The organism is Mesorhizobium sp. B2-3-12, from assembly GCF_006442205.1.
Classification (GTDB): Bacteria; Pseudomonadota; Alphaproteobacteria; order Rhizobiales; family Rhizobiaceae; genus Mesorhizobium.
This window is the reverse complement of sequence record NZ_VFVR01000010.1, coordinates 14,241-40,226: the sequence shown is the minus strand read 5'-3', so window position 1 is coordinate 40,226 and position 25,986 is coordinate 14,241. Positions and strand designations below refer to the sequence as shown.

General features: G+C 62.4%; 22 protein-coding genes. 11 read left to right on the top strand and 11 right to left on the bottom strand.

Annotated elements, in window-relative coordinates; genetic code table 11:
* Positions 1 to 14 precede the first annotated feature (14 nt).
* The 3 genes from FJ948_RS24905 to FJ948_RS24895 are packed head-to-tail and all read left to right on the top strand — an operon-like array spanning position 15 to position 4,734.
* Entirely contained in the window at positions 15 to 2,135 is a 2,121-nt protein-coding gene (locus FJ948_RS24905; RefSeq protein ID WP_140709181.1) for an SMP-30/gluconolactonase/LRE family protein, read from the top strand.
* Entirely contained in the window at positions 2,132 to 3,244 is a 1,113-nt protein-coding gene (locus FJ948_RS24900) for a strictosidine synthase (RefSeq protein ID WP_181173811.1), read from the top strand. Before FJ948_RS24905 ends, FJ948_RS24900 begins: the two co-directional genes overlap by 4 nt.
* Positions 3,241 to 4,734, top strand: coding sequence for a sugar ABC transporter ATP-binding protein (locus FJ948_RS24895; protein ID WP_140709177.1), 1,494 nt, complete (start codon positions 3,241 to 3,243; stop codon positions 4,732 to 4,734). The genes FJ948_RS24900 and FJ948_RS24895 overlap by 4 nt, the downstream gene beginning before the upstream one ends.
* Positions 4,735 to 4,801: 67 nt before the next feature.
* On the opposite strand, the gene FJ948_RS24890 is transcribed toward FJ948_RS24895, so the two are convergent.
* The 5 genes from FJ948_RS24890 to FJ948_RS24870 are packed head-to-tail and all read right to left on the bottom strand — an operon-like array spanning position 4,802 to position 9,951.
* Entirely contained in the window at positions 4,802 to 5,539 is a 738-nt protein-coding gene (locus tag FJ948_RS24890) for an SDR family oxidoreductase (protein ID WP_140709175.1), read from the bottom strand.
* A 9-nt stretch (positions 5,540 to 5,548) separates the two neighbouring features.
* Positions 5,549 to 7,027: an aldehyde dehydrogenase gene (locus FJ948_RS24885; RefSeq protein WP_140709173.1), complete on the bottom strand. Its 1,479-nt coding sequence runs from the start codon at positions 7,025 to 7,027 to the stop codon at positions 5,549 to 5,551.
* A gap of 41 nt (positions 7,028 to 7,068) precedes the next feature.
* Positions 7,069 to 7,455: a carboxymuconolactone decarboxylase family protein gene (locus tag FJ948_RS24880; protein WP_140709171.1), complete on the bottom strand. Its 387-nt coding sequence runs from the start codon at positions 7,453 to 7,455 to the stop codon at positions 7,069 to 7,071.
* A gap of 24 nt (positions 7,456 to 7,479) precedes the next feature.
* The gene (locus FJ948_RS24875; RefSeq protein WP_140709169.1) at positions 7,480 to 8,901 is read right to left on the bottom strand and encodes an MmgE/PrpD family protein; all 1,422 of its coding nucleotides are present in this window, start codon (positions 8,899 to 8,901) and stop codon (positions 7,480 to 7,482) included.
* A gap of 24 nt (positions 8,902 to 8,925) precedes the next feature.
* Positions 8,926 to 9,951 carry an NAD(P)-dependent oxidoreductase gene (locus FJ948_RS24870; protein ID WP_246677615.1) on the bottom strand — a complete coding sequence of 342 codons (1,026 nt, stop codon included), beginning with the start codon at positions 9,949 to 9,951 and terminating at the stop codon, positions 8,926 to 8,928.
* 82 nt (positions 9,952 to 10,033) lie between these two features.
* Here FJ948_RS24870 and FJ948_RS24865 point away from each other — a divergent pair, with 82 nt between their 5' ends.
* Both FJ948_RS24865 and FJ948_RS24860 read left to right on the top strand, forming a co-directional pair.
* Positions 10,034 to 10,960 carry a LysR substrate-binding domain-containing protein gene (locus FJ948_RS24865; RefSeq protein WP_140709165.1) on the top strand — a complete coding sequence of 309 codons (927 nt, stop codon included), beginning with the start codon at positions 10,034 to 10,036 and terminating at the stop codon, positions 10,958 to 10,960.
* Between the two features lie 164 nt (positions 10,961 to 11,124).
* The gene (locus tag FJ948_RS24860; RefSeq protein WP_140709163.1) at positions 11,125 to 11,997 is read left to right on the top strand and encodes an MBL fold metallo-hydrolase; all 873 of its coding nucleotides are present in this window, start codon (positions 11,125 to 11,127) and stop codon (positions 11,995 to 11,997) included.
* Between the two features lie 237 nt (positions 11,998 to 12,234).
* On the opposite strand, the gene FJ948_RS24855 is transcribed toward FJ948_RS24860, so the two are convergent.
* Positions 12,235 to 13,401: an ABC transporter substrate-binding protein gene (locus tag FJ948_RS24855; protein ID WP_140709161.1), complete on the bottom strand. Its 1,167-nt coding sequence runs from the start codon at positions 13,399 to 13,401 to the stop codon at positions 12,235 to 12,237.
* 588 nt (positions 13,402 to 13,989) lie between these two features.
* On the opposite strand from FJ948_RS24855, the gene FJ948_RS24850 reads away from it, so the two are divergent.
* The 3 genes from FJ948_RS24850 to FJ948_RS24840 are packed head-to-tail and all read left to right on the top strand — an operon-like array spanning position 13,990 to position 17,469.
* Positions 13,990 to 14,889, top strand: a complete 900-nt coding sequence (locus FJ948_RS24850; protein WP_181173810.1) for a branched-chain amino acid ABC transporter permease — start codon at positions 13,990 to 13,992, stop codon at positions 14,887 to 14,889.
* Between the two features lie 10 nt (positions 14,890 to 14,899).
* The gene (locus tag FJ948_RS24845; RefSeq protein WP_140709157.1) at positions 14,900 to 16,744 is read left to right on the top strand and encodes an ATP-binding cassette domain-containing protein; all 1,845 of its coding nucleotides are present in this window, start codon (positions 14,900 to 14,902) and stop codon (positions 16,742 to 16,744) included.
* A complete protein-coding gene (locus FJ948_RS24840; protein WP_140709155.1) occupies positions 16,741 to 17,469 on the top strand; it encodes an ABC transporter ATP-binding protein in 729 nt (242 codons plus the stop codon). The genes FJ948_RS24845 and FJ948_RS24840 overlap by 4 nt, the downstream gene beginning before the upstream one ends.
* A gap of 47 nt (positions 17,470 to 17,516) precedes the next feature.
* Here FJ948_RS24840 and FJ948_RS24835 read toward each other — a convergent pair whose 3' ends face one another.
* The 3 genes from FJ948_RS24835 to FJ948_RS24825 are packed head-to-tail and all read right to left on the bottom strand — an operon-like array spanning position 17,517 to position 21,038.
* A complete protein-coding gene (locus FJ948_RS24835) occupies positions 17,517 to 18,527 on the bottom strand; it encodes an ABC transporter permease (RefSeq protein WP_246677614.1) in 1,011 nt (336 codons plus the stop codon).
* The gene (locus FJ948_RS24830; RefSeq protein ID WP_140709153.1) at positions 18,524 to 20,071 is read right to left on the bottom strand and encodes a sugar ABC transporter ATP-binding protein; all 1,548 of its coding nucleotides are present in this window, start codon (positions 20,069 to 20,071) and stop codon (positions 18,524 to 18,526) included. The genes FJ948_RS24835 and FJ948_RS24830 overlap by 4 nt, the downstream gene beginning before the upstream one ends.
* Before the next feature lie 37 nt (positions 20,072 to 20,108).
* Positions 20,109 to 21,038 carry a sugar ABC transporter substrate-binding protein gene (locus tag FJ948_RS24825; RefSeq protein ID WP_140709151.1) on the bottom strand — a complete coding sequence of 310 codons (930 nt, stop codon included), beginning with the start codon at positions 21,036 to 21,038 and terminating at the stop codon, positions 20,109 to 20,111.
* Between the two features lie 428 nt (positions 21,039 to 21,466).
* On the opposite strand from FJ948_RS24825, the gene FJ948_RS24820 reads away from it, so the two are divergent.
* Positions 21,467 to 22,249 carry an SDR family NAD(P)-dependent oxidoreductase gene (locus FJ948_RS24820; protein ID WP_140709149.1) on the top strand — a complete coding sequence of 261 codons (783 nt, stop codon included), beginning with the start codon at positions 21,467 to 21,469 and terminating at the stop codon, positions 22,247 to 22,249.
* Between the two features lie 148 nt (positions 22,250 to 22,397).
* Here FJ948_RS24820 and FJ948_RS24815 read toward each other — a convergent pair whose 3' ends face one another.
* Positions 22,398 to 23,276 (bottom strand): N-acyl homoserine lactonase family protein, encoded by an 879-nt coding sequence (locus tag FJ948_RS24815; protein ID WP_140709147.1) that lies wholly within the window; start codon positions 23,274 to 23,276, stop codon positions 22,398 to 22,400.
* Between the two features lie 23 nt (positions 23,277 to 23,299).
* The gene (locus tag FJ948_RS24810) at positions 23,300 to 23,776 is read right to left on the bottom strand and encodes a hypothetical protein (protein ID WP_140709145.1); all 477 of its coding nucleotides are present in this window, start codon (positions 23,774 to 23,776) and stop codon (positions 23,300 to 23,302) included.
* A 208-nt stretch (positions 23,777 to 23,984) separates the two neighbouring features.
* On the opposite strand from FJ948_RS24810, the gene FJ948_RS24805 reads away from it, so the two are divergent.
* Both FJ948_RS24805 and FJ948_RS24800 read left to right on the top strand, forming a co-directional pair.
* Positions 23,985 to 24,974, top strand: coding sequence for a LacI family DNA-binding transcriptional regulator (locus FJ948_RS24805; RefSeq protein WP_210242287.1), 990 nt, complete (start codon positions 23,985 to 23,987; stop codon positions 24,972 to 24,974).
* Between the two features lie 151 nt (positions 24,975 to 25,125).
* Positions 25,126 to 25,956: an SDR family NAD(P)-dependent oxidoreductase gene (locus FJ948_RS24800; RefSeq protein ID WP_140709141.1), complete on the top strand. Its 831-nt coding sequence runs from the start codon at positions 25,126 to 25,128 to the stop codon at positions 25,954 to 25,956.
* The last annotated feature ends 30 nt before the right edge of the window (positions 25,957 to 25,986 follow it).

Here is a 25,986-nt window from a genome sequence, read left to right as displayed (position 1 = left end):
TATCGCGGATCATCATGGCCAGTAGCGACACCTTTGCTTATCTGCGTTCGCGCTATCTTCCCGATCACCTGGTCGGGGAGATCTTGTCGAAGCGCTGGATCGACAATGCGATCCCGTTTTCCGCCCTTATGCTCACGATCGTGGTGCTGGGCTCGGTCATTCCCGACTTTCTCTCGCTGTCTAGTCTCTCCGACCTCGCCAGGCAGTTCGCGGAATTCGGGCTTGTGGTGCTTGCCCTGACAGTCGTGATGATTTCTGGTGGCATCGACCTTTCGGTCGCTTCCGTCTTCTCGCTGGCAGTCCTGTTCTCGCTGATCGGCGTGAACGTCTACGCATTGCCGATACCGGCCGTCCTGGCCGGCATCCTGGTCCTGGGTATGTGCTGCGGCGCCATAAATGGCTTTCTGGTCGGTTACCTGCGCTTGCGCGCCTTCCTGACCACCCTTGTCAGCCTGATCATCTTCCGCTCCATCTATGAAATCGTCTTCGTGAAGATGTCCACGTCCATGATGTCGGGCTTTTCGATGTCCGATCTCTGGCTGTTCATCGGCGAAGGCACGGTGCTCGGCGTTCCGACCTCACTGGTGATCACGCTGGTCATCGCCTTGGCCTGGCACCTCGTCTTGTCGCGGATGCGTCCCGGCTGGCGGCTCACCGCGGTCGGTGGGGCGCGGCGTTCGGCGTTCAACGCCGGCATCGACGTGCGCTTCATGGTGTTCCTCACTTATGTCGCCTCGAGCACGATGTGCGCACTGGCCGGCTTTCTGTTCGCCGCCCGGCTGGGCAGCACGGGATCGGATACGGGCGTCGGGCTCGAAGTCCAGGCGCTTACCGCGGCCGTTCTCGGCGGAACGGCGATCGGCGGCGGCCGGGGCTCGGTGGCGAAGGCGATCATCGGCAGCCTGCTGGTGCTGATGCTCACCAACGGCCTGATCAACCTCGGCATCAGCGGCCCGATCACCTCGACCATCCTGGGTGTGATCCTACTCACCGCCGTCTTCGTCGATATGCGCTGGCAGAAGCATCGCCACCGTATTCTCGCCAAGGTCTATGTCTCGCCCGCCTACCTTTCCCTGCCGCCGGCTCCGAAGGTCGACGCCCCTGGCTCGCCCTATGTGCTCAACGACCGCCTGCGCTCCGTGGAGATCATCGGGCTCGGACAAATCGAGGGCCCCGAAGACGTCATCCTCGACCGTGACGACAATCTCTATTGCGGTACCCGGCATGGCGATATTGTCCGGTTCTTCGGCCCCGACCATAAACGCTCCGAGGTGTTCGCGCATATCGGCGGCCATCCGCTGGGCATGGCATTCGACCGCACCGGAAACCTGCTCGTCTGCATCGGCGGCATGGGTCTGTTCCAGGTCGCGCCCGACAGGACCGTCACCAAGCTCACCGACGAGACGAACAGGAGTTGGACCTCGGTTGTGGACGATTCGCGGCTTCGCCTGGCCGACGACGTTGATGTCGCACCTGACGGCCGCATCTACTTCAGCGAGGCGACCATCCGTTACGAGCAGGAGGACTGGGCGACCGACGCGCTGGAAAGCCGGCCGAGCGGACGCATGATTTGCTACGATCCAAGAACGGGCAAGACGCATACCGAGATTCCGAAACTGGTGTTCGCGAACGGCGTCACGATGTGTCTCGACGGACAGTCTTTCATGTTCGCGGAGAGCTGGACCTGCTCCATCAGCAGGTACTGGTTCGACGGACCCAAGAAGGGCAAGACCGAACGCGTCATCTCCAGCCTGCCCGGCTACCCCGACAACATCAACCGATCCTCCGATGGCAATTACTGGCTGGCACTGCTCGGCATGCGCGGGCCGGCGCTTGATCTGGCGATGCGCATGCCCGGCTTCCGCAAGCGCATGGCCCGCCGCGTCGCTCCCGATCAATGGCTCTATCCGAACATCAACACCGGCTGCGTGGTGAAGTTCAACGAGAAGGGAGAGATCCTCGACAATCTGTGGGATCTCGGAGGTCGCAACCACCCGATGATCACCTCGATGCGCGAGCACAAGGGATGGCTCTATCTGGGAGGCGTTTCGAACAATCGGATAGGCCGCTACAAACTGCCCGATGCCGATCCCAATTGGTGCGCGCAGGATGCCTATTGGGGGCCGCGTCCATGATCGGTGCCATCAAGCAGGCCTGGGCCAACTTCCGCGGCTTCGATCTGACCGGTAGTACGGTGCCGCCGATGGATGGCCCGCTGCGGCCCAATGCGAAGCTTGACGCGGCTCCGGTGCTGCTGGACCTTGCCGATGTCGACAACCTTGTGCTCTGGGGGCAAGAGGTCGTTTGTTCTGTCGGTCGCGAGATCCACACGCTGGCGCCAACCGCCGGCGATGGCACGCAGGGGCTTTCCATCAGCCGATCTAGAGCCGTGGGCAAACCGGTGACCGGCATGGCGGTGGGCACAGACCTGCTGGCTGTCGCCGTCGAAGGCGAGGGCATCCACATCGAGAGCCCGGACGGCGCATCCTCTGAGTTGATCGCCCCTGGGGCACTCGATGCGCGTTGCGTCACGGCGATGGCTTTCGCCGACCGCTCCACCTTGCTCGTCGCGGTCGGATCCGACCGCAATCCAGCGCACGGCTGGAAGCGCGATCTGATGACCAAGACGGCGGCAGGGTCGGTCTGGCGTATCGACATCGGCTCGCGCACCGCCGTCTCGATCGCTTCGGGGCTTGCATTTCCATCCGGGATTATCGTGTCGAAGGATCAAGTCTTCGTCTCGGAAGCTTGGCGCCATCGTGTCCTTTCAATGGGCATCGACGGGTCGAGGCGGCGGATCGCCCTCGGCTCGCTTCCCGCCTATCCGGGGCGCATCGCACCGGCATCGGAAGGCGGCTTCTGGCTGGCCATGTTCGCGCCGCGCAACCCGCTTGTCGAATTCGTCCTGAAGGAGGATGAGTATCGCAGGCGCATGATCGAAACGATCGATCCCGACTATTGGATCGCGCCCTCGCTGGCCACCGGGAGGAGCTTCCTCGAACCCATACAGGGCGGTGCGCGCAAGAAGCTCAACATGCTGAAGCCATGGTCGCCAACCTGGTCAACAGGCCTCGTCGTGCGCTGCGACAAGGACATGGCCATGGTGCGAAATTATCAAAGCCGTGCCGATGGCGATGTGCACGGCGTGACCTCGCTCTGCGAAGCCGGTGGCCGGCTTCTTGTTGCTGCGAAGGGATCGGGAAAGATCGTGGCGATCCATGAACTGGCAGGACATATAGCATGACACCGCTCGTCCAATTGCGCGGCGTTTCCAAGGATTTCCGTGGCGTCATGGCGATCTCCAACGTGGATTTCGAAATCCGTCCGGGCGAGATACACGCCATTCTTGGCGAGAACGGCGCGGGAAAATCGACGCTGATGAAAGTGCTGGCAGGGGTTTACCAGCCAAGCTCCGGCGAGATGCTGCTTGACGGTCAGCCGGCAAGGCTCAATTCGCCGTCCGACGCGCTGAACCGCGGGATAGCGATGGTCTTCCAGGAGACCAATCTGGTGCCGTCCATGTCGGTGGCCCAGAATATCTACCTGGGCGACGAGAAGCTGTTCAACCGGCTACGCGGGTTGAACATCCAGGCCCAGCGTTATCTCCTGTCGCTCAATTTCTACGTTGATCCCACCGCGCAGGTTTCCTTTCTGGGGGCCGGCAAGAAACAACTGGTCGAAATCGCGCGCGCCGTTCACCACAACGCCCGGCTCATCATATTCGACGAACCGACCGCCACGCTGACGCCCGAGGAGAAGTTCCACTTCTTCAACCTTGCCCGCCGCCTGAAGGAGGAGGGGATTGCAATCATCTTCATCAGCCACGCGCTCGAGGAGGCGCTGCACCTGTCGGACCGCATCACGGTGATGCGCGACGCCAAGGTGGTCGTGACCGACGAAACGAGCAAGTTCGATCGCGACCGGATCGTGCAGGCGATGGTCGGCCGGAGCCTGTCCGGCGAACTCTATTCCGGCCAGACACGCGTGGCGCGCCCGATGGGCAGAAAGATTCTGAGCGTCGAAAATCTGTCGATGGGCAATGCGGTGCGCAACACCTCGTTCTCCGTGTTCGCGGGACAGGTGACGGGCCTGTTCGGGCTGGTCGGTGCGGGTCGCACGGAAACGATGAAGATCGTCGCGGGCGTTCTGAGGCGCGATTACTTCCACGGCGGCACGGTTCGCTTCGAAGACCGGCCCGTCCGCTACCGGACGCCGCGGCCGGCGGTGCGTGACGGCATCGTCTATGTCACCGAGGACCGCAAGATCGAGGGCTTCTTCGAAACCATGACGATCGCCGGCAACATTCAGCTTGGATACCTCGCCAACGGTGACAATCCGCTGACGCCAGTAGCTCCGCAGCAAGGCCGGGAACTGGCCATCGAATGGACGAAGCGGCTAGGCGTCAAGGCGATCGATGCCGACGCGCGCATCATCGAACTCTCCGGCGGCAACCAGCAGAAGGTGGTCTTGGCCAAGGCGCTGGTCCAGAAACCCAAGCTGGTCATTCTCGACGAACCCACGCGTGGCGTCGATGTTGGAACGATCGTGGAGATTCACAACTTCATCAACGAGCTTGCCGAAAGCGGCATGGCGGTGGTTGTCATTTCGTCTTACCTGCCCGAGATCATGACACTTTCAGACCGGATCCTGGTGGCAAGGCAGGGGCGCATCGTCGAGGAGATGGACGTCACCGAGGCGACGGAAAGCCGCATTATGTATGCGGCTGTCCACTGAGTTCGCCATGGCTTGTCGGTTGACAAGAAAAGGCGCGCGCTCGCGTTGCCGTTGATGTTCGGTGTTGTCACCACCTGTTGGTGGGCACGACGAACATCTGCGCGATCTGGACGTGAGGGGGCTGATCCAGGGCGAATGAGACACACCGGGCAATGTCTTCCGGATCAAGCGCCATTCCGAACCGCTCGAAATACTCCCGGGCCGCTTCCTCGTCCCCGCGAAGGCGGGACGCGACGATGTTCGTGCGGGTGAGCCCCGGCAAGATCTCGATCACGCGGATGGGGGTCTCCGCCAATTCGCCGCGAATGATATCGCTCAGCATATGCACGCCGGCCTTGCTGGCGGAGTAGGGCGCCTGGTCCGGCACCATGCGGATGGCGCTGATGGAGCTCATGTTGACGATGTCGCCGCGGCCGCGCTCGATCATTCCCGGCAGGATCGTCCGCGTCACGCGCATCAGGCCGATGAGGTTGGTCTCGATGATCGCAGACCAATCGTCGGCCGAGCCGATGTCGAAGCGGGTCCGCCCGCCAATGTCATGACCGGCATTGTTCACCAGGACGTCGATGTCCCGGAACTCCGGCGGCAACCGGTCGAGGCAGTTGGCGACCGCACTGCCGTCGGTGATATCAAGGGCGAGCGGGAAGACGTCGGCGCCGAGTTCGCCGGCCAGGACAGCGAGGCGATCTTCCTGGCGATCCACCAACACGATGCGGCAACCCTTGCCCTGAAGGCTCAGGCAAACCGCCCTTCCGATGCCACTCGCGGCGCCGGTGACGAAAGCGATCCTTTGCCGATCGGTCATGGTCGAGCTTCAGCGCTGCACGAACGGGTTGGGCACGCTGCCACTGATGTCGATCCAGACGCTCTTTTCCTGCAGATACTCCCGAATGGCCGACAGGCCGCTCTCGCGGCCGATGCCGGAACGCTTGAAACCGCCGAATGGCGACATGTAGCTCACCGCCCGGTAGGTGTTGATCCACACCGTGCCTGCCTTGAGTTTCTGCGACATGGTCAGGGCGCGCGTTATGCTTTGCGTCCACACGCCTGCCGCCAGCCCGTAGATCGTGCCGTTGGCGATTTCGATCGCCTCCTCGTCACTGTCGAAGGGAATGATGGCCAGGACAGGACCGAAAACCTCCTCCTGGGCGATGCGCATCTTGGGGCCGACATCGGTGAAGATTGTCGGCTCGACGAACCAGCCGTCGCCGCAGGCCGGATCGGTGGGCCGCTTGCCGCCAAGCGCCAGCTTGGCGCCCTCCGCCTTTGCGATCTCGATATAGTCGAGGATCTTGGCAAGTTGCGGCCGGGTCGTGATCGGCCCGACCTGCGTGTCATTGCTGGAGGGGTCGCCGATCCGCGCGGTTTTGGCGAAAGCCACCAGCGCATCGACGAAAGCCGGATAGATCGAGCGGTGAACGAGCGCCCGCGATCCCGCGATGCAAGTCTGGCCGCTCGCCGCGAAAATGCCGGAGACGACACCCTTGACGGCATCGTCGAGCACCGCGTCCTGGAAGACGATGTTGGCGGATTTTCCGCCAAGTTCGAGCGTGACCGGCTTTATCGAACGCGCCGCGATCTGGTAGACGCCCTGACCGGTGCGATCGCCGCCGGTGAAGGCAACCTTGTCGACGCCTGGATGAGACACAAGGTGTTCCCCAATCTCGTTGCCGAAACCGGTGACGATGTTGACGACCCCTGGCGGGAAGCCGGCCTCTTCGAAAAGCGCCCCGAATTCGAGGGCCGAAGCGGAAGAGAACTCGGAGGGCTTCCAGACGATGGTGTTGCCGGCAGCCAGCGCCGGGGCCAGTTTCCAGGTCGCCAGCATCAATGGCGAATTCCACGGGGTGATGGCGGCTACCACGCCCAGCGGCTCCTCGCGGGTGAAGTTGAACACGCCGGGCTTGTCAATCGGGATGACACGTCCTTCGACCTTGTCGGCCAGCCCGGCGAAATAATAGTACCATTGCGGCATGTATCTGAGCTGGCCGCGCATCTCGGCGATCAGCTTGCCATTGTCACGGGTTTCGATGTCGGCCAGGCGATCGGCATTGGCGGCCAGAAGATCGGCGAAGCGCCGGATCAGGGCGCCGCGGGCGCTGGCGCTCAACGCCGACCATGCCGGTGCGTTGAACGCCTGCGTGGCTGCCGTGACCGCACGGTCGACGTCCCCCGCACCGGCGCGGGGGATTTGCGCCCAGGCTGTGCCGGTGAAGGGATTTTCGGTGTCAAACGTCCGACCGTCCAGGGCGTCCGCCCATTGGCCGCCGATCAGCATCTGGTATTTTTTCATGTTGATCCCGTCCGCCGCGTCAACGGCCAAGAAGACGTTGGTCAGGCTTTTTCAGCATCGAACTCGGCGAAGGCCTCACGTGCGATGCGGAACGAGTCCACGCCCGCGGGCACGCCGGCGTAGATCGCCACCTGCAGGAGGACTTCGCGGATCTCTTCGCGGCTGACACCATTGCGCAGGGCGCCTTTGGTGTGCATCTTGAGCTCGTGCGGCCTGTTGAGGCAGCTGAGCATGGCAAGGTTCAGCATCGACCGCGTCTTGCGTGGCAGTTCTTCGCGACCCCAGACCGCACCCCAGCAATACTCCGTCACGAGCTCCTGCATGGGACGATTGAAGTCGTCGGCCGCGGCAAACGACTTCTCGACGAACTCCTTGCCAAGCACTTCCTTTCGGATCGCCAAGCCGCGTTCGAGGACTTCCTTAGACATATGAACTGCTCCTGTTGGGACTGTTTATAAACTCTGCCTCGACGCCAGACGCTTGCCTTTGCCGGACCCTTGTGCCGGCGTTCGCGTCGCTTGTCTTCTGGCTACCCGCTTTGCCGCGCAAAGCGGCAGCAGCCGACCGGCATCTTTCTTGGTGTCCAGCCTGTCGACAAATTCTTCAATAGCCTCGGCCTCGGCACCGCCGAGGATGTTCACCGCCGCCAGGCGGAAGCGCTCCCGCACCTGCGCCTCTGTAGCGGGCACGACGTCTGGCAGGCCCATCGAAAGCTGGCGGCCGTCGCCGAGAACCACGTCGATTGCCGCGCCCTGCAGGCCGGGGAACCGCGCGGTAAGGTCCGGGTTGGCCACGAGTTCGCTCACCCCGATTAGGCGCAGGGTCTCGGGATCGGCGAGATTGCTGTAGATATCTTCCGACAACCGGCCGTGCGCAAACACGGCTCCGACGCCGAACGGAATGCTCATCTTCGCCTGGAGGGCTCTGTCGAATGGTCCTGTCCGATCGCATCCTGGATATGCGGCGGCGGCGGCAGGCACGCTGATACGGATGCGTTCGACCGGTGCAGCGTCGGAGCCGATCATTTCGACAAGCTTCAACGCGGTTTGACAGGCCGTCTGGGCAAAATTACAGGCCGGTGCTGCCTTGTGATAGACGGTGAGAATGTCCGCCTCGCCATTGGGAAAGAGCTCGATCCGACCATGCATCGGCCGCCGTGCGAGCGCGGCAAAATATCCAGACTGACCTTCAAATATGTCGGGGCTTCCAAAGGCACCGGCTTCGGCCAACTGAACCGCCATCCAGGCGTTTCGAGCGGCAAAGCCGGGATGGAAGAACATGTCCGAGCCGCCGCTGTGCGGCCACTGGTTCAACCCGGACGCTGTGTTCGCGGCCACGGCAATCGTTGCGGCCATCTGCTGTCGATCGAGCTTCAGCATCAAGGCGCCGCCGCATGCCGATCCAATGGGAGTTACCAGTCCAGTCGGGCGGAAAAGCGCGGACACCGTCGGGTCGATCAGCATCCGTCCAAGACGTCCGCCGACCTCATAGGCCACCACCGCCGACCGGAGCAGGTCGGCGCCTGAAACCGCGTTCGTCTCCGCCAGGGCCAGGAGCAGCGGCCAGACCACCACACCGTGGTGACAAACCGATGCGGCGTGCATGTCTTCCCTGACAAGACCGTGGCCCATCACCGCATTCACGAATGCGGCGTCCGCGGGTGTCGTCGTCGCACTTTCGCCAATCATGTGGCCGCCAGAAGCCGCGGGCACCGCGGCGACGGCCTGCCGGCTAGGCTCCAGTCCGGATGCCTCGAACGCACAGCCGAGGAAATCGAGCAGGCACAGCTTGGCCTTGCCGATGGCCGCCGAAGTGAACACCGCCGGGGCAAGGTTCACCAACGCATCTGCCAGTTCCATCGAGCGCGTCGTCATCTGCTGCTCTCCACAAGGCGGGCTCTAGGCGCGTATCTCCACTCCGGCCCATTCCTCGACGATGCGGACCATCGAGGTGAAATCGGAATCGGGCCCGAAGCGTGCGTTGGTGGCGGCAAGCATCTGCCGCACGAGAGAACCGCCAACCATGGGTACACCCAAATTCTCGCTTTCATCGACACACATGCGCACATCCTTGTACGACAGGGCAGTGGAGAAGCCGAAATCGAACGTTCCCGGCAGGACGGCGCGCGGGAACTTGTCCTGCGTCGCGCTGTTTCGACCGCTCGAAGCATTGATGATATCGCACATGACCTGGGGATCCAGGCCGGCCTTGACGCCCATTGCGAGAGCTTCCGCCGACAGCAGGATGACGCCGGCGGCAATCATGTTGTTTCCAAGCTTGGCGACCTGGGCGCTTCCAGGCGTTTCGCCGCAATAGAACCTGCGACCAAAATTGGCCAGGACCGGCTCCACTTCTTCATAGGTCTGCTTGGGGCAGGAGATCATCACGGCGAGCGTGCCGTTTCGCGCGCCGGCGATCCCTCCCGATATCGGAGCGTCCACCCAGGCGACGCTTTTGTTCGCCAGGGATTCCGATATGACCTTTGCCATGGTCGGTCCCGTGGTCGACACGTCGACGACCGTCTTGACCTTCGAGCCGGCCGCGATTCCGTTCGCACCTAAGACCACCTCCTTGACGATCGGCGGTGTCGGCAGGCTGCAGAACACGATGCCGGCCTCATCGCCGACCGCCTTGGGGGATGGGGCAAATGTCGTGTGTTCCGAAGGCAGTTCCTTCGCAGCGTCCGGCCGCGTGTCATAAACAACCACGTGGTGACCGGCCTCGGTCAGTCGGCGTACCATCGGCGCACCCATGCGGCCGAGGCCGATGAACCCAAGCGTTTGACGCTGCACGACTTTTCCCCTCGAATCTATATTGGATTTGGCCAGCTTCGGATTGGCTGAGAGTAGGCCAATTCCTGACCTTGCGATAATGCTCGCCGCGCGCATAACAGCTTTGCGACCGGCCAGCCAAACGCTTGTCAATGGTTTCGATGTATCCCAAACTCCCGAATTCGTTGCATGCCAACGGAAATTCGATGTTCCGCATTTGCGACGAGGCACAGCCATGTTCGACCTAAGGCAGCTCCAACTGTTCATAGCAGTGGCGGAATTCGGCAGCTTTTCCCGGGCCGCCGTTGCGCTATCGGTCAGCCAGCCGGTTCTCAGCAGGCAAATCAAGTCGCTGGAGGAGAGCGTCGGCATCGCGCTTCTCTACCGCAACGGTCGCGGCATTGTTCTGACGGAGGCGGGCAAGCTTCTGCAGAGTTATGCGACCGCAATCCTCGAGCAGGCCTCGCGCGCCACGAGCGAACTCGGAGCACTGCGGTCGAATCCGCGCGGTGCGATCGTGCTTGGGATGCCTCCATCCGTGGGCGTTGTCCTGACCGCGCCGCTCGTCCAGCATTTTCGCGAGCAGTTCCCACAGGTGAGCATGCGGGTGGTCGAAGGATTTAGCGGCCATCTTCTGGAATGGCTCGTCATGGGAAAGATCGACGTGGCGGTGCTCTACAATGCGCCGCGCATGAACAATTTGCTGGCGGAGCCGATCCTGCGCGACGAGTTGTTTCTCCTCGGCGCCAAGAACGATCCGTGCAATCTCGGTTCGTCGCCCGTCGATGCCGCGGTCGTTTCAAAGATACCGATGATCCTTCCCGCCCGGCCGCATGGACTGCGGGTGCTGCTGGACCATATCTTCGGCTCGGTCGGCATCGAGCCGAGGATCGAGGTCGAGGTCGAGGCGATGCCTTCGACGTTGCGCCTCGTGGAGGCCGGAATGGGCTATACGATCCTGTCCTATTCGAGCTGCCACAATTTGGTGGCGGAGGGCAAGATCAGCTACTGGCGCATCCAGAATCCGTCCATCGAAAGGGAGCTCTTGCTCGCGACGTCGAGCCAGCGGCCGACCACCACCGTCATCCGGGCGCTGACAGGGCTTATCAGGGACGAGGTGCGCGCTCTGCGCAAAATGGGGATCTGGGAGCCGAAGCCGTAAGGCGTCTTCCAGTCACCGGTGTCGCGTCATGCCGGATGCGCTATATCTGTTATCCCGAACCTGACCAGTGAGTTCGCTTCACTTGGCTGCGCGCCGGCGTCACATTGTAGCGAAAGGCGAGGAGGATCCGTGCGCGGACGCCTTCTTCTGGAGGAGGACAACCCATGACCGACGAGCCAAGAAGGCAGACACCCGGCGTCTACAGACGCAAAGTCGGCGACGCCATGGTCACCGTGATCAACGATGGCTTCCTCGATATCCCGATGGCCATTCTGCGTGGGACGGAACGTGGCGACATGGAAGCCTTGATGCGGGAGCATTTCCACGAGGGCGGCCCCCGTCTCACCGTCAATGCATTTGTTATCGAGACCGACGCGAACACGATGCTCGTGGATGCCGGTGGCGGATCGACGACGGTGTATTCCATGGGGCAACTGCCGCGCAATCTGTCCGCCGCCGGCTTCAAGCTCTCGGACTTCGATACGGTTCTTCTGACCCACATCCACCCCGACCACTCGAGCGGGCTGATGGACGAATCCGGCAAGCCGCTCTTCCCGCGCGCCGACATCATCGTCCACAGGGATGATTTCGACTTCTGGTCCGATACCGAGCGGCGCGGCCGCTCGGCGGCCGCGGTACCCTACACAGGTTCCGCCGACGCCCTGCTTTCAAGCCACCGCGGGCGCTTCCACACCACGCAGGGAGGCGAAGTCATGCCGGGCATCACCCAATTGCCACTTCCCGGCCACACGCCGGGCCACAGTGGTTATCAACTGGAGTCCGCCGGGCAGACATTGGTGATGTGGGGCGACACCGTGCACGTGCCGGAACTCCAGATTCCCTTGCCTCAGATTACCAGCGAGTTCGACGTCGATGAGGCGTTGGCCGCCGAAAACCGCCGCAAGATTTTCAATCATGTCGCGAGTGGGCGGCTGCTCGTCACCGGCGGCCACCTCCATCTGCCAGGCTTTGCTCATCTGGTGAAGGCGGGCGACGGCTTTCGGCTTGTGCCCGAGGCCTGGCGGGTCCAACTCTAGGGCAATTCCAGGAAAAGTGTGTAACGGTTTTCCCGGGAGAAGCGCGTAGCGCTTCCCCTTGGGAACTGCGTGAAAACAAAAGAGCTGGAGCGGGTCGGCGATTCTATCAAACGCTGAGCCGTTCTAGGCGGCTCATCGTCTCACGGAAATGCTGTCTGTTTTGTTTCGTGAAATGCCGAGGGCCGGCTCCTGGGAGCCGGCCCGTTCTGTTCGCGCTTGGAAGGTGCGGCAGATCGATCAGTCGGTGACTTCAACCCAGGTCTTGCTCTTGGCGTCGTGCTTGACGAGCGTGACCTGGGCCGCGGTGATGGTGATGTGGCTCGTCTCCGAGAAGCCGATATTGCCCGTCATGCCCTTGAAGTCCTTCACGGCGTTGAAGCCCTTCTGCAGATCCTCGGGCGTCGTCGACTTCACGTCCTTGATCACCTGTGCCAGCATTTTGATGCTGTCATAGGCGCCTGCCGAGAAAGGCGTGGCATCGACGCTGAATTTCTTCTTATAGGCGTCGCGGAATGCCAGGAGTTCCGGACTGGGATGCAGTTCGGTGGTCAGCATGGCGGTGATCATGCCGTCGGACAGGTCGCCCGCAAGGCTCGAGAAAGTGTCGTCGGCATTCGTTTCGTCATTGCCGTACACGATCGCCTCGTAGCCTATCGAGTGAAGATCTTGCATGAAGGCGGCCTGGTCCTGGGGCGTCAGCCACACATCCACGCATTTGATGCCTGCCGCCTTGATGGCGTTCACTTCGGGCATCAGGCCGGCGGTGGCTCCTGTCGACCAGTTCTCGGTGATGGTGTGATCCATCGCGATCTTCTTGCCGGCCTTGTCATAGGCCAGCTGTATGCCGAAGAGACCGCCCTGGCCGTAGGTCGAGGGATCGTGCAGCACGGCAAGGCCGTCGGGGCAATGCTTCAGGGCATGCTCACCGATCTTCTCGCCCCAGGCGAATGTGTTGAGACCGAAGTCGAACACCCACGGATTGGGCGGGCTCGTCGGACCCTTCGGGTTGACGGTAAGTCCGCCGTCGTCGACCACGCCGATGGTCGGGAACTTGTGACGCTCGGCAAGCTGCGCGGTCACCGGGCCGGTGTCCGGCGAGCCCGCGATGACGATCGCGCCGGCCGACATCAGCTTTTGGTAGAGCTGACCCGACAGTGTCGCCGACGCGTTGTCGTTGTGCGCGTCAAGCTTGAACATATGGCCGTCGACGCCGCCGGCGGCATTGACCTCGTCGACCGCCATCTGCGAGCCATTGACCGTGGCAACGCCTGTCGACCCATAGGCACCGGTGGTGCCGGCGATCAGGCCGACAAGATAGTCGTCGGCGGCATTCGTCTGGATGGTTGCACCGCATAAGGCCGTTGCGGCCAGCAGCAAGGTAGACGTCGTGGCGAGCTTGTTCATGTGGTTCCCTCCCTGCGATCGGCGGGCCTGTCTCCGACAATCCGATCGCTCTTTTTTGCCCTGCGCCTCACTGGGACGCGCGTGTCTTCGCCCGGAATTTTGCCACCCACGACCCCCATCTTGTCAACGCGGGGCAAGCTGCTCGGGACGGGCTGAGAACTCTCCCAAAATGCAGCCCCGGAACGAATTCCATTGGCGCGATCGCGGCGGGCGAGGCTCACAAGAGAGCGCTCTTCCGTCAGATTAGAAGATTGATATAAAAAGGTTTTTTCCCTTGTCTGCGATTGATACGGAAATCAGTCATGCGTTTTTCATCAGCGCGCAGCGCTTCTGTTATCGGTCGGGTCGGCGCACCGTTCGTCGCGTTCCTCATAGCTGTTATGTCGCCGACATCAGCTATTTCCCCGCGGCCTTTTTCGACTAGGTGTTCGGCATCGGCTCAACGTGCCAAATCCGGACGTTGCGCGACAGGAAGCCCGGCCCGACAGATCCGTGAGCCGTGGTAGGGTCGACCGGACGGATGCGACTTCCGCGGTGCTGTTGAAGCGACGAGAAGCCGGTGATGGTCGGATGATGGGGGAGCCAACAGTGCTGCAATTCCTGCTGAGTGGCATTGCCATAGGATCGATCTACGGTCTCATCGGCATGGCCTTGGCAATCTCGTTCTACGTCACTCGCATCATCAATTTCGCCCAGGGCCAACTGATGATGGTGACGGTGATGATCACCGCCGAGCTGGTATCGTCCGGCTACCCCGTCTGGCTGGCTGCTGCCGCCGGGCTGGCCGCTTCGTGCATCATTGGCGTTCTGTCTTATCTGATCGCCGTGCGGCCAATCCTGCTGTCGAACCGCTTTAGCTTCGGCTGGCTCGTATCAACGCTGGGCTTCGCGGTGATCGTCGAGAACGCTGCCGCCTACGTCTGGGGTCCGACGTCGCAGGCCTTCCCACCAATCCTGAACAACATCAGCGTGCCAATCGGAAACGCCGTGCTCACCGGCCAGCAGCTTCTCGCGATCGCCACCGCCGCCATTCTCGCCGCCGGCTTCGAAATCGTGCGACGGTATACGCTGTTCGGCAAGCTCGGCATGGCGACGGCGGCGGATCCGGAAATGGCATCCGCCATCGGCGCCAACACCACCGTGGTCGCCATTGTCGCTTTCGCCGTCTCCGCCGCCTTTGCCGGCATTGCCGGACTGCTCATCGGGCCGACGACCTTTGCCAACCCTTATCTGGGCGACACGTTCGGTACCTATGGCTTCATCGCCATGATGATTGGCGGCGGCACGGAACGGCCGATCGCTGCCATGTTCGGCGGTCTTGTGCTGGGCGTCTGCGCCGAAGGTGCCAACGGGCTCATCAATTCGCAGGCTTCGGACTGGTTTCCCTTCATCGTGCTCGTCGTCATCCTGATCGTCTCGCCCAAGGGATTGTTCAGCGCCAGCAATCCGCTCTTCCGTCCGCGCCGTCCGGCCGCGGCGAGCCGCTGAGGAGCAGGGTATGAATTCGACGACCGATCGCCAGGCAGCGGCGGCCATCCCGGGATCGCAAGCTGGCGGCTGGCGCGCCGTGGCGCCTCTTGCCGTCATTCTCGCTTACCTTGCAGCCACGGCCTATGTGGCGCAATCCGATCTCGGCCTGCAGAACCTCGTGCTGGTGGCCGCCGTCTTCGGCATCCTCGCCATCAGCCTGGATCTCGTAGCGGGCATGCTCGGGCTCTATTCGCTTGGCCAGGGTGGTTTTTTCGGGATCGGCGCCTACGCGACGACAATCCTCGCCAACGACTACGGCTGGAATGTATACGGACTGTTGGTGCTTGTCCTTGTTGCGGCCGGCCTCGTCGGCGTGGCCGTCGGCGCCATGTCCCTGCGCGTCAGCGGCCTCTACTTCGCCATCACCACCTTTATCTTCACGTTGGTGCTGACCGTCCTCGCGACCGACATGGTCAATGTCACCGGCGGGCTTCAAGGTTTGCTCGGCCCGGCCTTTCCGGACTTCCCAAGCGGTCTGCGTTGGCTCGGCTCGCCGCTGGTCTGGTGCACGATGGCCGGGCTTTTGCTCTGCCTGGTGCTGGTCTGGAACATTCGCCATTCACCGTTCTATCCGATCCTTCTCTCGATCCGTGACGCCGAACCGTTCGCGGAGGCGGCGGGCGCGCGCACCGCGGCGATCAAGGTGGGCGTTTTCGGGGTTTCGGCGGCGATGGCCGGCGGAGCGGGTTGGCTGTTCTCCTTCCTCGGCGTCGTGTCTCCCAGCCAGTTCGACTGGTCGGTATCGCTCAACGTTCTGGTGATGGTGCTGATCGGCGGCATCAACACGACGATCGGTCCTGTGATCGGCGCGATGTTCGTCTCGATGTTCCCGAACGTCGTCAACATCAATCCGTGGCTGCAGGAGATCGTGTACGGCGCGCTCTCCATTCTCGCCATCACGCTTCTGCCGGATGGAGTCGTTGGAGTGGTCAAGCGCCTGCTGGCGCCGCTCATTGGTGGGGCCGCGCCGGTGACCGGGATCGTAACCATCGAGGAACCGTCAGCTACGGCAATTGTTCCGGCTCCGGCGATCCCATCCACCGGGTCCGAGATTGTCGTCGAATGTCGCGGCATCGAATTCGGCTATGGGCTCGGGCCGAAGGTGCTGCGCAATGTCGACCTCGCCGTCCAGCGTGGCCACATTCATGGCCTCATAGGTCCGAACGGCTCCGGAAAGAGCACGCTCGCCAACGTCATTTCCGGCCGCCTTACACCTCATGCCGGCCAGGTTCTGGTCAAGGGGACACGGGTCGACGGCATGCCTGCGAGCAGCCGCTCCAAACTCGGGCTCCGGCGAACCTTCCAGGCCGCGCAACTGGTCAAGGAACTGACACCGACGCAGAACGTCATGGTCGGTCTGTTCGATCGTGTGCCGCGCATCGTGGGCCGTGCCGCGTTCTGGCCAATGCTTGCGTCCGGCCGCCGCGATATGGCGGCAATGCATCGTCGCTCTGCCGAAACACTTGCCCTTGTCGGGGCCGGCGAATGGACGTCCCGGCAGGTCGGAGACGTTCCGCACGGCATCGAACAGCTCACTCAACTCGCGTCGGTCTGCGTGGCGGGGCCGGATGTCATCGTTCTCGACGAGCCGGCGACCGGCCTCTCGGCGAAGGAGGTGAGGCATCTGGCCACGATCCTCGCCAATCTCAAGAGCCAGGGCGTCACGATGATCATCATCGAGCACCAGACGCGTTTTCTGTTTCCGCTGTGCGACCGCGTCACCGTGCTCAACGCCGGCGAAGTGATCCTAACCGGTTCGGCCGACGAGGTGCGGGCCGATCCCGTGGTCAGACAGGTTTATCTCGGCGAATGAACGAACAATCGTCCCCCGTACTGGAAATCAGCTCGCTAAGTGCTGGCTATGGCCGCTTCGACGTCGTGCGCGACATCGGACTTTCGGTTGGCAAGGGTGAAGCGGTGGCGCTGCTTGGCCCCAATGGCGCCGGCAAGACAACGGTGCTGCGCGCCATCATGGGCTTGGTCAAGCAGCGGCGCGGCCTGGTCCGTATCGGCGCGACCAACGTGTCCGACCTGCCAACCCATCGCATAGCGCGAGGCCTGGCCGCTATAGCGCCGGAGGGACGGCGCCTGTTCCTTGACCAGTCGGTGGAAGACAATCTTCTGTTGGGCGCGCTGCATTTGCGGCGCGACCAGGCCAGGGTCGAGAGGCTTCTGACCTCGGTCTACGATCTTTTCCCGGTACTCAGGAACTATCGCCACCGGCTGTCGTCGTTCCTCAGCGGTGGGGAGCAGCAGATGGTTGCCATCGGCCGCATGCTTATGAGCGACCCCGAGATCATGCTGCTCGACGAACCCTCCGTCGCGCTGTCACCGGTCGCCGTCGACATCGTGGTCAAGGCGATGCTTGAGTTGCGCAAGCGCGGTGCGTCGCTGCTTCTCGTGGAACAGCGCATCGATGTGGCGACCCGGGTCTGCGACCGGCTCTATGTTATGACGCATGGCGAGATCGTCGAGGAAATGACGCCTGACACGGTTCGTGCAGGCGGCATGTCGATACTCAGCAAATATCTAGGCTAAATTAGAATCCGGGAGCAGCCCGGAAAATCGCCGCGCCCGGCTTTCGGTCAGGCCGAAGCGGCATAGCGCCGGGCGAGCGCGGACATCCCTACTGCCAGCACCAGGATCCCGCCCTTGAAGATCGGCTGGAAATGGGTGGGCGCGCCGAAGATGCTGAGTCCGTTGAAGCCCACCGCCAGGATAAGCACGCCGATCAAAGTTCCGGAGATATGGAATTCGCCTTCCCTCAACGTAGCGGAGCCCAGGAAGACGGCGGCGAAGGCATCAAGAAGATAGCCGTCTGCCGCGGCCAGTGTGCCGCTGCCGAGCAACGAGGACAGCAGCGTCCCGGTCAGCGCGGCGCAGAAACCGGCAGTGGCGAAGGCAAAGATCTTGATGCGGTCCACCCGGATTCCGGAGAGCCTCGCTGCCTCCAGATTGCCGCCGACAGCCTGCATCTTCTGGCCGATGTCGGTCTTGTTCAGAATGACCCACAGCGCAATCAGCACGATCACCATGATGATCACCGGATTGGGCAGGCCGAAGACGAGCCGGCCGAGCGAAATATCGGTGAAGGCACGAGGGATGCCGGTCGCGATCGGGAAGGAGCTGTAGGTGAAGCCGATGCCCGTCAGCATCGTTCCGATGCCCAACGTCGAGATGACGGCATTTATTCTCACCTTTGTCACCAGCACACCGTTGAAGGCACCGATCGCGGCACCGAGCAGCAGTGCGCAGACGATGCTGAGCCAGATCGGAAAACCCTGGTAAGCCATGAGGCCGGTGACGATCAGGCCGACGAAGCTCGCCACATAGCCGATGCTGAGGTCGAACTCTCCCACGACGAGTGTATAGGTCAGCCCGGAGGCGATAATCGCGGTGAGGGACGCCTGGCTGAGGATGTTGAGGAAGTTGGCGCGCGACAGGAAGATTCCGGGTGCGTTCGCCGAGAAGAAAACCACCATCAGCAGGAGCCCGACAATGGTGCCGTAGCGGGAGAGCCAGATCAGCGCGGTCCGCTTCCACGAGGATTTTCGCAGCGGCGCGTCCTTCGCCGCGGTTCCGGCCTGGGCCATCATGCGATCTCTCCTTCTGCGTCATTGGTGTCGTGGTAGCTGAGCTCTATGATCCGGGCCTCGGTGATGTCGGAGCCGGTCAACTCGCCGGTAATGCGGCCTTCGCGCATGACAAGGACGCGGTCCGCCAGAAGCGTGAGTTCCTCGACATCCGATGAAATCGCAAGGATGCCGACGCCGGACCGGGCGAGCGCGCGGATCGCGTCGTGTATCTCTTCGCGGGCGCCGACATCGACACCTCGCGACGGCTCGTCGAGAATGAGGAGCCTGGTTCCGGCATTGAGCCAACGGGCGATCAGCGCCTTTTGCTGGTTGCCGCCTGAGAGACCGCCGATCTTCGTCTCGATGCCGGGGGTCTTGATGCCCAACTGGGCCACGAGGCCCTCCGCCTGCCGGCGGGCCTTCCGGCCGGAGACGAACGGCAGACCTGGAATGGCGCGCAGCTTCTTCAAGGTGGATATGTTGATGTTGAAGCCAACCGACTGCTGCAGCATCACACCCTGCGATCTGCGCTCCTCCGGAACCAGCGCTATGCCGGCGCGGACGGCTTCGGCCTCGTTGGCGATGTCGAGCCGTTTGCCGTCGAGCTCGAAATGGCCGGCATCCGGCCGGGCCACGCCGGCCACGAGATGGGCAAGTTCGGTCCGTCCCGCGCCGACGAGGCCGCCGAGCGCAAGCACCTCGCCCTTGTAGAGGTCGAAACTCACGCCTTTCACGGCACTCTTCCAGGCAATTTCGCGGACGCGGAAGATCGGCTGCCGGGCGCGGTCGGTCGCGAAGCGGGCGCGCTCGTCCGGTGGGCGTATGTCATGGCCGATGATGGCTCTGACCAGGCCCTTCTTGTTGAGTGCCCCGCGCTCGGCGGCATCGACGATGCGCCCGTCGCGCAACACCGTGATCCTGTCGCAGAGCTGAAGCACCTCTTCCAGCCTGTGCGATACGTAGAGGATGGCCACGCCCTGGGCGGAGAGATCGCGGATGATGGCGAAGAGTTGTTCGCTCTCCGGGCCAGACAGCGACGCGGTGGGCTCGTCCATCGCGATCATGCTGGCGTCGCGCACGAGTGCCTTGCTGATCATGACGAGCCAGCGCTGGGCCATCGAGAGTTCCGAGACCTTCGTCTCGAGCGGAAAACGGATGCCGACGCGTTCGGCGGCCGCGCGGGCGGCGACGCCGGACCGCTGCCAGTCGATCATGCCCAAACGCGTGACCTTGGGGGCACCGAGCAATATGTTCTGCAGCGCGTTGAAATGCGGGATCAGGTTCAGTTCCTGGTGGATGAAGGCAAGCCCGGCCTGCTCCGAAGCCTGGGGTGACCCCTTTTGCAGGTCCTCGCCGGCCACCGTCACGCTGCCTTGATCAGCCACCGTTACCCCGGCGAGACAACGGATCAGCGTGGACTTGCCGGCGCCGTTGGCGCCGACCAGGCCATGGACCTTGCCGCGCTCGATGTCGAGATCGGCATGGTCCAGCGCAAGCTCTCCAGCGAAGGATTTGGTCAGGCCACGGATTTGCATCCAGGGCCCGACTGAGGCGGCGGGCGCCATCTAGGCGCGCCGCTCCGCCAAGTACCGCGAACTGGTCTCACATTCCATTGGGATGGTCGGCCATGAACTTGTCGACATTGTCCTTGGTGACCACGATACCGGGGATCTGGATATCCTTCGGCTGCCAGGAAGCGCCGGCCTTGATCGAGTCGAGCACCGCCTGGAACACTTCCTTGCCTTCTTGGAAGGCCGGCTGCCAGACGGTCGCCGTCAGGTCTCCTTCCTTGACCAGTTGCAGCGCTTGCGGGCTGCCGTTGATGGAGACGGTGGTGACGTCGGTTCGCCCGGCCTGGCGCATCGCCGCGACGGCCCCTTGCATCGGCTCGTCCCAACAGGCCCAGATGGCCAGTGGCTTGTCCCCGCCAGCGGGATGCGCGGTGAGCCATGCGGCGGCGGTAGCGTTGCCGAACTGGACCTGTCCGGGTGCCGTCACTTCGCTGTAGTCGACCTTGACGTCGGCCTTGCCCTTCACGCCCTCGTCGAAGGCAATGCCGCGGTCGATGCAGAGCTTTCCGGGGTGGAAGGTCATTGCCAGGACGTCGGCCTTCTCGCCGACCTTGTCGGTCAGGAATTTCACCGAATCGTCGCCGACCTGGCGACCGCTCGTCGTCACCACGATGCCGGGAACGATCTCGCCGCCCCACGTGGCGACGGGAATGCCTGCGTCGCGCGCCGCGGAGAGACCGGAGCCAATGGAACTGCTGGCAAAGGCAAGCACGAAGATCGCGTCGACTTTTTGCGCGGCGAAGGAATTCATCGCGGCATTGGCCTGGTCGGCGCTTGCCTGGGTATCAGTCACCTTGACGTCCCAGCCAGCGGCCTTGGCGGCCTCGGTGGCACCGCCAATGACGGCTATGTTGAGGGCATCGTTGGCCAGAAGTGCAACGATGCCGAGCGTCTTCGCCTCAGCGACGGTGGCGACCATCATGGCACTGGCCGTCAGAGCGGCAAGCAGTATCTTATACATTTGGGAAATCCTCCTCTCCCTGTCCAACCGTCCCCACGACGGGGCCGGCGCCTTCCTCCCGCGAGGTTTCAGCGAATTCGCCTGGCCTCGGATTTCAAAGACCACCACTCCGGCCAAAAAGAGCCTGGTAGCGGTAAACCCATCCAGTTTCGAGCAGCGCCAAAAGATCACGTCCTACGGTTTTTGCTCAGAGTTGGTCACTCGTATTTGATAGCGGTATCATAAATTTCACTCGGAAGGGTGGCCAGCGGGAGCCATAAATCGCCAGAAAACCAGCTTTTTACCCAAAAACCAACAGCCCCTATCGCCTTCCTTCCGTCTTTGCTTATTTTCGCTTGTTAGCGGTATCACGTCAAGGCTATGGATGGCGAGGGCATAGCTGAATTTTGCCGCGAGTATCTGCGGTCGCGGCTATAGGAGGACCAACCATGCAAGTGAAGTACGATTTTTCCGGCAAGAACGTCATCTTGATCGGTGGCACGACTGGTATTGGCCGCGCCACCGCGCTGGCCTTCGCCCGGGCGGGGGCCAATCTCTATGTTTCCGGGATAGGCGCCAAATTTGGAGAGAGCCTCAAGGAGGAGGTGAGGCCGCTGGGTGTCGAGATCGAGTTCTTGGAAACCGATGTGCGCGACAGCAAGGCGATGGCCATGCTGCACCAGAAGGCCTTCGACCGTTTCGGCAGGATCGATGTCGCCTTCAACAATGCGGGGGTGCCGGGCAAGACGGCGCCGGTGCACGAACTCGACGACGCGGACTATGATTTCCTGATGGACGTCAATTTGCGTGGGATTTTCAACGGGCTAAGACATCAGGTCCCGCATATGACGGCGAAGGGCGGAGGCGCGATCGTCAACACGTCTTCGCTGTTCGGTGTCATGGGTTTCGCCACCACCGCCGTCTACTGCGCAAGCAAGTGGGGCGTGATCGGGCTGACCAATTCGGTGGCGCTGGAAGTGGCGCGCAAGAACATCCGCGTCAACGCCATCGCGCCCGGCTCGGTCATGACGCCGCTGTTGAGCGGCATGTTCGGCAGCGAGCAGAGCGCGAAAGATACCGTTCTGCCGATGATTCCCATGGGGCGTATCAGCGATCCATCGGAGATAGCCCAGCTTGTGCTGTTCCTCGCATCGGATGCAGCCTCGTTCATCACCGGCCAGGCGATCGTGATCGATGGCGGCGGCTTCGTCGCTGGCGCGGATCAACTTTGAACAGCCAGGCAACGGTGCCGGATATCATCCAGCTTCGGAGTTGAAAATCCGCCACGCGGACCGCCGCCTCCGAGGCCATTGGCAATCCGGCCTCGCCGGTGGGTTGGTCCCATTTGGGCGGGGCGCCTGCGCGCCCGCCCGCCTTGGCTCAGCCGACCCGACTTTCCTCGCCCCTTGCAAGCGCGATCTCCACCACCTGCAAGCCCCTGTCTGTGAGCCGCGAAGGAAATGTGGTGCGCAGCCGATCCTCGTGGACGGGAATCACCCGCCGCACCTCGCCACCCACCGACTTCAGCATTTGCGCGCTGGCGAATATCAAATTGTGCTGGCTTCCGACGGCGAGGCCAATCGGCACGATCTGCGGCGCTTCAGGATCAAGGCCGGTCAGGTTGTCGTATGTGTAGATGAGGTCGCCCGCGAAGATCCACTTGTCCTCGCCATCCTTGGCGCCGTCGTTGCGGACGGTAACGTACATGCTGCCGTAGGTATGGGTATCCGCGGCCAGATGGACGTCGATGCCCGGCAGGACATCTTCCTGGTCGCCGTCGATGCAGATCATCCGGCCTTCCTTCGCCGCCTCGACGGCGCGCACGATGTCGGCCGGATCGCCGCCGCCGGTCAGGAAACGATATTCCGGGCTCAAGGTCAGAGCCCAGACCCACTTGTCCAGTTCGCTCTTCTGAACATAGAATTTTGCCTTTGGGAACAGATGGATGGCTCCCATATGATCGAAATGAGCGTGGGTAATGAAGACGCTGGTCACGTCTTCTGGCCTGACGCCGCACGATGCCAGAACTTCACGTGGGCCGTGATAGTTCGAAACCCCATAGGCGGTCGCCAATTGTTCGCCATAGGCAACGTGATCGTAGCCGGTGTCGATCAGGATCGTCTCGCCCTTTCCCTTGAGCAACACATAGGCATAGGGCAGCTTGCGCGTGCCTTGGTGTTGGGGGCCGTACATCATCACGCTGAAAGGGAACTTCTCCACCGCCGCGTATTCGAGCACCCAAATCGAGTAATCCGCCATATCTTCCTCCCTGTGCCATTGGTCTAAGTGACGTCCTGCGGCAAGCGCTTCGGCGCGTGTGTCGCGCAGCAGGCCTGCCCGAAATCGACAAGTTCGAAGCCTGGCAACAGATGGGCCGTCGTTCGAAGGTGGTCGCTTGACGCCCGCAATGTCCGCACGAGTGCGTCGCCTTGCTCGGAGGCGTCGATGCGGCTGTAAGCCAATGCCGCGACACAGGCCTGGAGGAGCGTTTCGGCGGCGCCACGCAGGTGATGATGATGATGCGTGGCGATGTCTGGAGCCACAAGTGCGCGCACCTCCTCGGATGCCCGCATCGCTGCTTCGCGTGCGCTGGCGAGCGCGCCTTCAGCGAGCGCCGCGCGGCTGCGTGAGATCATCAGCAGCAGTGCATAACCCCCGACCTGCGTCAGTGTCTGGCTGATCAGCTGCTGCACCGGCCGGGTGGTCTCCACATAGCGCAGCACCGCCTGGTCCGCTTGGCTGTCCGCTTTTTTGTCCATCGCGATCCCTGCAGCGTCCCGAATGCGCAAATCCTGTCAGCCAATACTCGGTTTTGGTAGCGGTAACAACAAAATTGCACGGTATTCTCCCGCGAAGGCTTGTTTGTGTGTCCGTGCAATGGTTTGATTTCCGCCACCACGTCGGACTGTGACAGGAATGCCGAAAAGACTATCTGGAGACGGAAACCCGCAGACTGGCAGCGCCAGGATGCGCGACGTCGCCGCTCGCGCCGGCGTCTCCACCATGACCGTTTCAAGAGCGCTGAATGAGCCCGGAAAAGTCTCCGAGGAGATGCGCGAAAGGGTGCTTCGGGCGGTTCGCGAGATCGGCTATTTACCGAACCATCTGGCCGGCAGCCTCTCTTCAAACAGGTCCACGACGATCGGCCTCATCGTGCCGAGCATCGACAACTCGATCTATACGCAGACGGTCAAGGGCCTGTCGGAAGTGCTCAAACGCTCCGGCTTTCAGCTGATGATCGCCGAGTCTGGCTATGACCCCAACGAGGAGGAAGAACTGATAACGATCTTCCTCAGTCAGCGGGTGAGCGGCCTGGTCCTGCACAGCACCGAGCATACACCGCAAGCGGCGGAGAAGATCCGGAAATCAGGCATACCCGTGGTCGAGAACGGCAATATACCGGAAGAACCACTGGATATGGTGGTCAGTTTTTCCAACCGCGAGGCGTCCTATGCGATGACGATGCATCTCGGCCGGCTTGGATACCGCAAGATTGCTTTCGCCAGTCTTTACTCGGTGCACAACGACCGATCGCAGGATCGGCTGCAAGGCTATCATGCCGCGTTGAACCAGCTTGGGCTCGATCCCGACCCCCGCATCGTACTGGAGACCGAGCGAGGTCTCGCCGCGGGGGCGGAAGTCATGGCACGCGTTGTGCAGAGCGTGCCGGAAGTCGACGCGCTGTTTTGCGCCGGCGACGTGCTGGCCGTCGGCGCCCTCTTCGAATGTCAGAAGCGCGGTTGGCCGGTCCCGGGCCGGATCGCTCTGGCAAGCTTCGACGACGTGGACCTTCTGCGTCACGTCAGCCCATCGGTCAGCACGCTGAGGCTGCCGCGGTATGACATCGGCGAACGGACGGCACGCATCCTGCTGAGTCGAATCATCGACGGCGCCGAGCATCTGCGCGGCAGCGTGATCGATCTGAAATTCGAATTGATCCAGCGCGAAAGCACCTGACTTCAGATATACGGTATCACCCGTTGCATCGCTGGCATCGCTGTTCTAAACTCGAAATCTGTTACCGGTAACAGATTAAAATCGCCGCATAGCCCTGTATTCGGCCAAGGACGAGGACGTTGATGATGCTCACAAACCAGCGGAGCAGGGTATGAACGTGGAGGAGACGCCACCGCCGGCGCTTCCTGTCCCGGCAACGGCCTTGGGCGGACGCCGCGCGCTGATCACCGGTTCCACCGCGGGGTTGGGGCAGGCGATCGCCGCCCGGCTTGCCGAGGCCGGCTGCAGTGTCATGCTGCATGGGCTTGAAGCGCCCGAGGCGGTTGAGCCGCAGCGTGAAGCACTTGTCCGCAGGACTGGCGCGCGGATTGCCTATCACAGGGCCGATCTGGCCACGCCCGCGGGCGTGGAGTCGCTTGTTGCGGCCGCCAATGCCGAACTCGGCGGAGTCGATATTCTGATCAACAACGCGGTCGTAAGGCACTTTGCCTCGATCACGGAGTTTCCGCCAGAACAATGGGATCTGGCGCTGGCCGTGAACCTCTCGGCCATTTTTCATGCCGTCCGGTTGTTGCTGCCACGGATGCGGGCGCAGAACTTCGGTCGCATCTTCAATATAACCTCTGTCTATGGCATGCGCGGCACGGCAGGCCGCGTCGGCTATGTGACGACGAAATCGGCTATCCTGGGCCTGACCCGAGCCGTGGCCCTGGAGAACCTGGACGTCGATGTCACTTGCCACAGTCTCTGTCCGGGTTCGGTCCTGACACCCGGCACAGAAAGCCGGGTGGAAGAATTGATGGCGGATCGAGGCATTGACCGCGGTGCGGCAGAGCGCCTGTTTCTGGAGGGCAAGCAGCCTGGCGGCAGCTTCGTCTCGCCGCGGAGCGTTTCCGATCTTCTGGCTTTTCTCTGTGGGCCGATCGGCCGGGACATGACCGGAGCCATGCTTCCGGTCGAGGGAGGATGGCTTGCCAGCTGATCGGATCCGGATCGACGTGATCCGGCACCA

What these genes read in the sequence shown, in the direction of transcription:
- FJ948_RS24905 (WP_140709181.1), top strand. Translation starts at nt 15, where the DNA reads ATGGCCAGTAGCGACACCTTTGCTTATCTGCGTTCGCGCTATCTTCCC.
- FJ948_RS24900 (WP_181173811.1), top strand. Translation starts at nt 2,132, where the DNA reads ATGATCGGTGCCATCAAGCAGGCCTGGGCCAACTTCCGCGGCTTCGAT.
- FJ948_RS24895 (WP_140709177.1), top strand. Translation starts at nt 3,241, where the DNA reads ATGACACCGCTCGTCCAATTGCGCGGCGTTTCCAAGGATTTCCGTGGC.
- FJ948_RS24890 (WP_140709175.1), bottom strand. Translation starts at nt 5,539, where the DNA reads ATGACCGATCGGCAAAGGATCGCTTTCGTCACCGGCGCCGCGAGTGGC.
- FJ948_RS24885 (WP_140709173.1), bottom strand. Translation starts at nt 7,027, where the DNA reads ATGAAAAAATACCAGATGCTGATCGGCGGCCAATGGGCGGACGCCCTG.
- FJ948_RS24880 (WP_140709171.1), bottom strand. Translation starts at nt 7,455, where the DNA reads ATGTCTAAGGAAGTCCTCGAACGCGGCTTGGCGATCCGAAAGGAAGTG.
- FJ948_RS24875 (WP_140709169.1), bottom strand. Translation starts at nt 8,901, where the DNA reads ATGACGACGCGCTCGATGGAACTGGCAGATGCGTTGGTGAACCTTGCC.
- FJ948_RS24865 (WP_140709165.1), top strand. Translation starts at nt 10,034, where the DNA reads ATGTTCGACCTAAGGCAGCTCCAACTGTTCATAGCAGTGGCGGAATTC.
- FJ948_RS24860 (WP_140709163.1), top strand. Translation starts at nt 11,125, where the DNA reads ATGACCGACGAGCCAAGAAGGCAGACACCCGGCGTCTACAGACGCAAA.
- FJ948_RS24855 (WP_140709161.1), bottom strand. Translation starts at nt 13,401, where the DNA reads ATGAACAAGCTCGCCACGACGTCTACCTTGCTGCTGGCCGCAACGGCC.
- FJ948_RS24845 (WP_140709157.1), top strand. Translation starts at nt 14,900, where the DNA reads ATGAATTCGACGACCGATCGCCAGGCAGCGGCGGCCATCCCGGGATCG.
- FJ948_RS24840 (WP_140709155.1), top strand. Translation starts at nt 16,741, where the DNA reads ATGAACGAACAATCGTCCCCCGTACTGGAAATCAGCTCGCTAAGTGCT.
- FJ948_RS24835 (WP_246677614.1), bottom strand. Translation starts at nt 18,527, where the DNA reads ATGATGGCCCAGGCCGGAACCGCGGCGAAGGACGCGCCGCTGCGAAAA.
- FJ948_RS24830 (WP_140709153.1), bottom strand. Translation starts at nt 20,071, where the DNA reads ATGGCGCCCGCCGCCTCAGTCGGGCCCTGGATGCAAATCCGTGGCCTG.
- FJ948_RS24825 (WP_140709151.1), bottom strand. Translation starts at nt 21,038, where the DNA reads ATGTATAAGATACTGCTTGCCGCTCTGACGGCCAGTGCCATGATGGTC.
- FJ948_RS24820 (WP_140709149.1), top strand. Translation starts at nt 21,467, where the DNA reads ATGCAAGTGAAGTACGATTTTTCCGGCAAGAACGTCATCTTGATCGGT.
- FJ948_RS24815 (WP_140709147.1), bottom strand. Translation starts at nt 23,276, where the DNA reads ATGGCGGATTACTCGATTTGGGTGCTCGAATACGCGGCGGTGGAGAAG.
- FJ948_RS24810 (WP_140709145.1), bottom strand. Translation starts at nt 23,776, where the DNA reads ATGGACAAAAAAGCGGACAGCCAAGCGGACCAGGCGGTGCTGCGCTAT.
- FJ948_RS24805 (WP_210242287.1), top strand. Translation starts at nt 23,985, where the DNA reads ATGCGCGACGTCGCCGCTCGCGCCGGCGTCTCCACCATGACCGTTTCA.
- FJ948_RS24800 (WP_140709141.1), top strand. Translation starts at nt 25,126, where the DNA reads ATGAACGTGGAGGAGACGCCACCGCCGGCGCTTCCTGTCCCGGCAACG.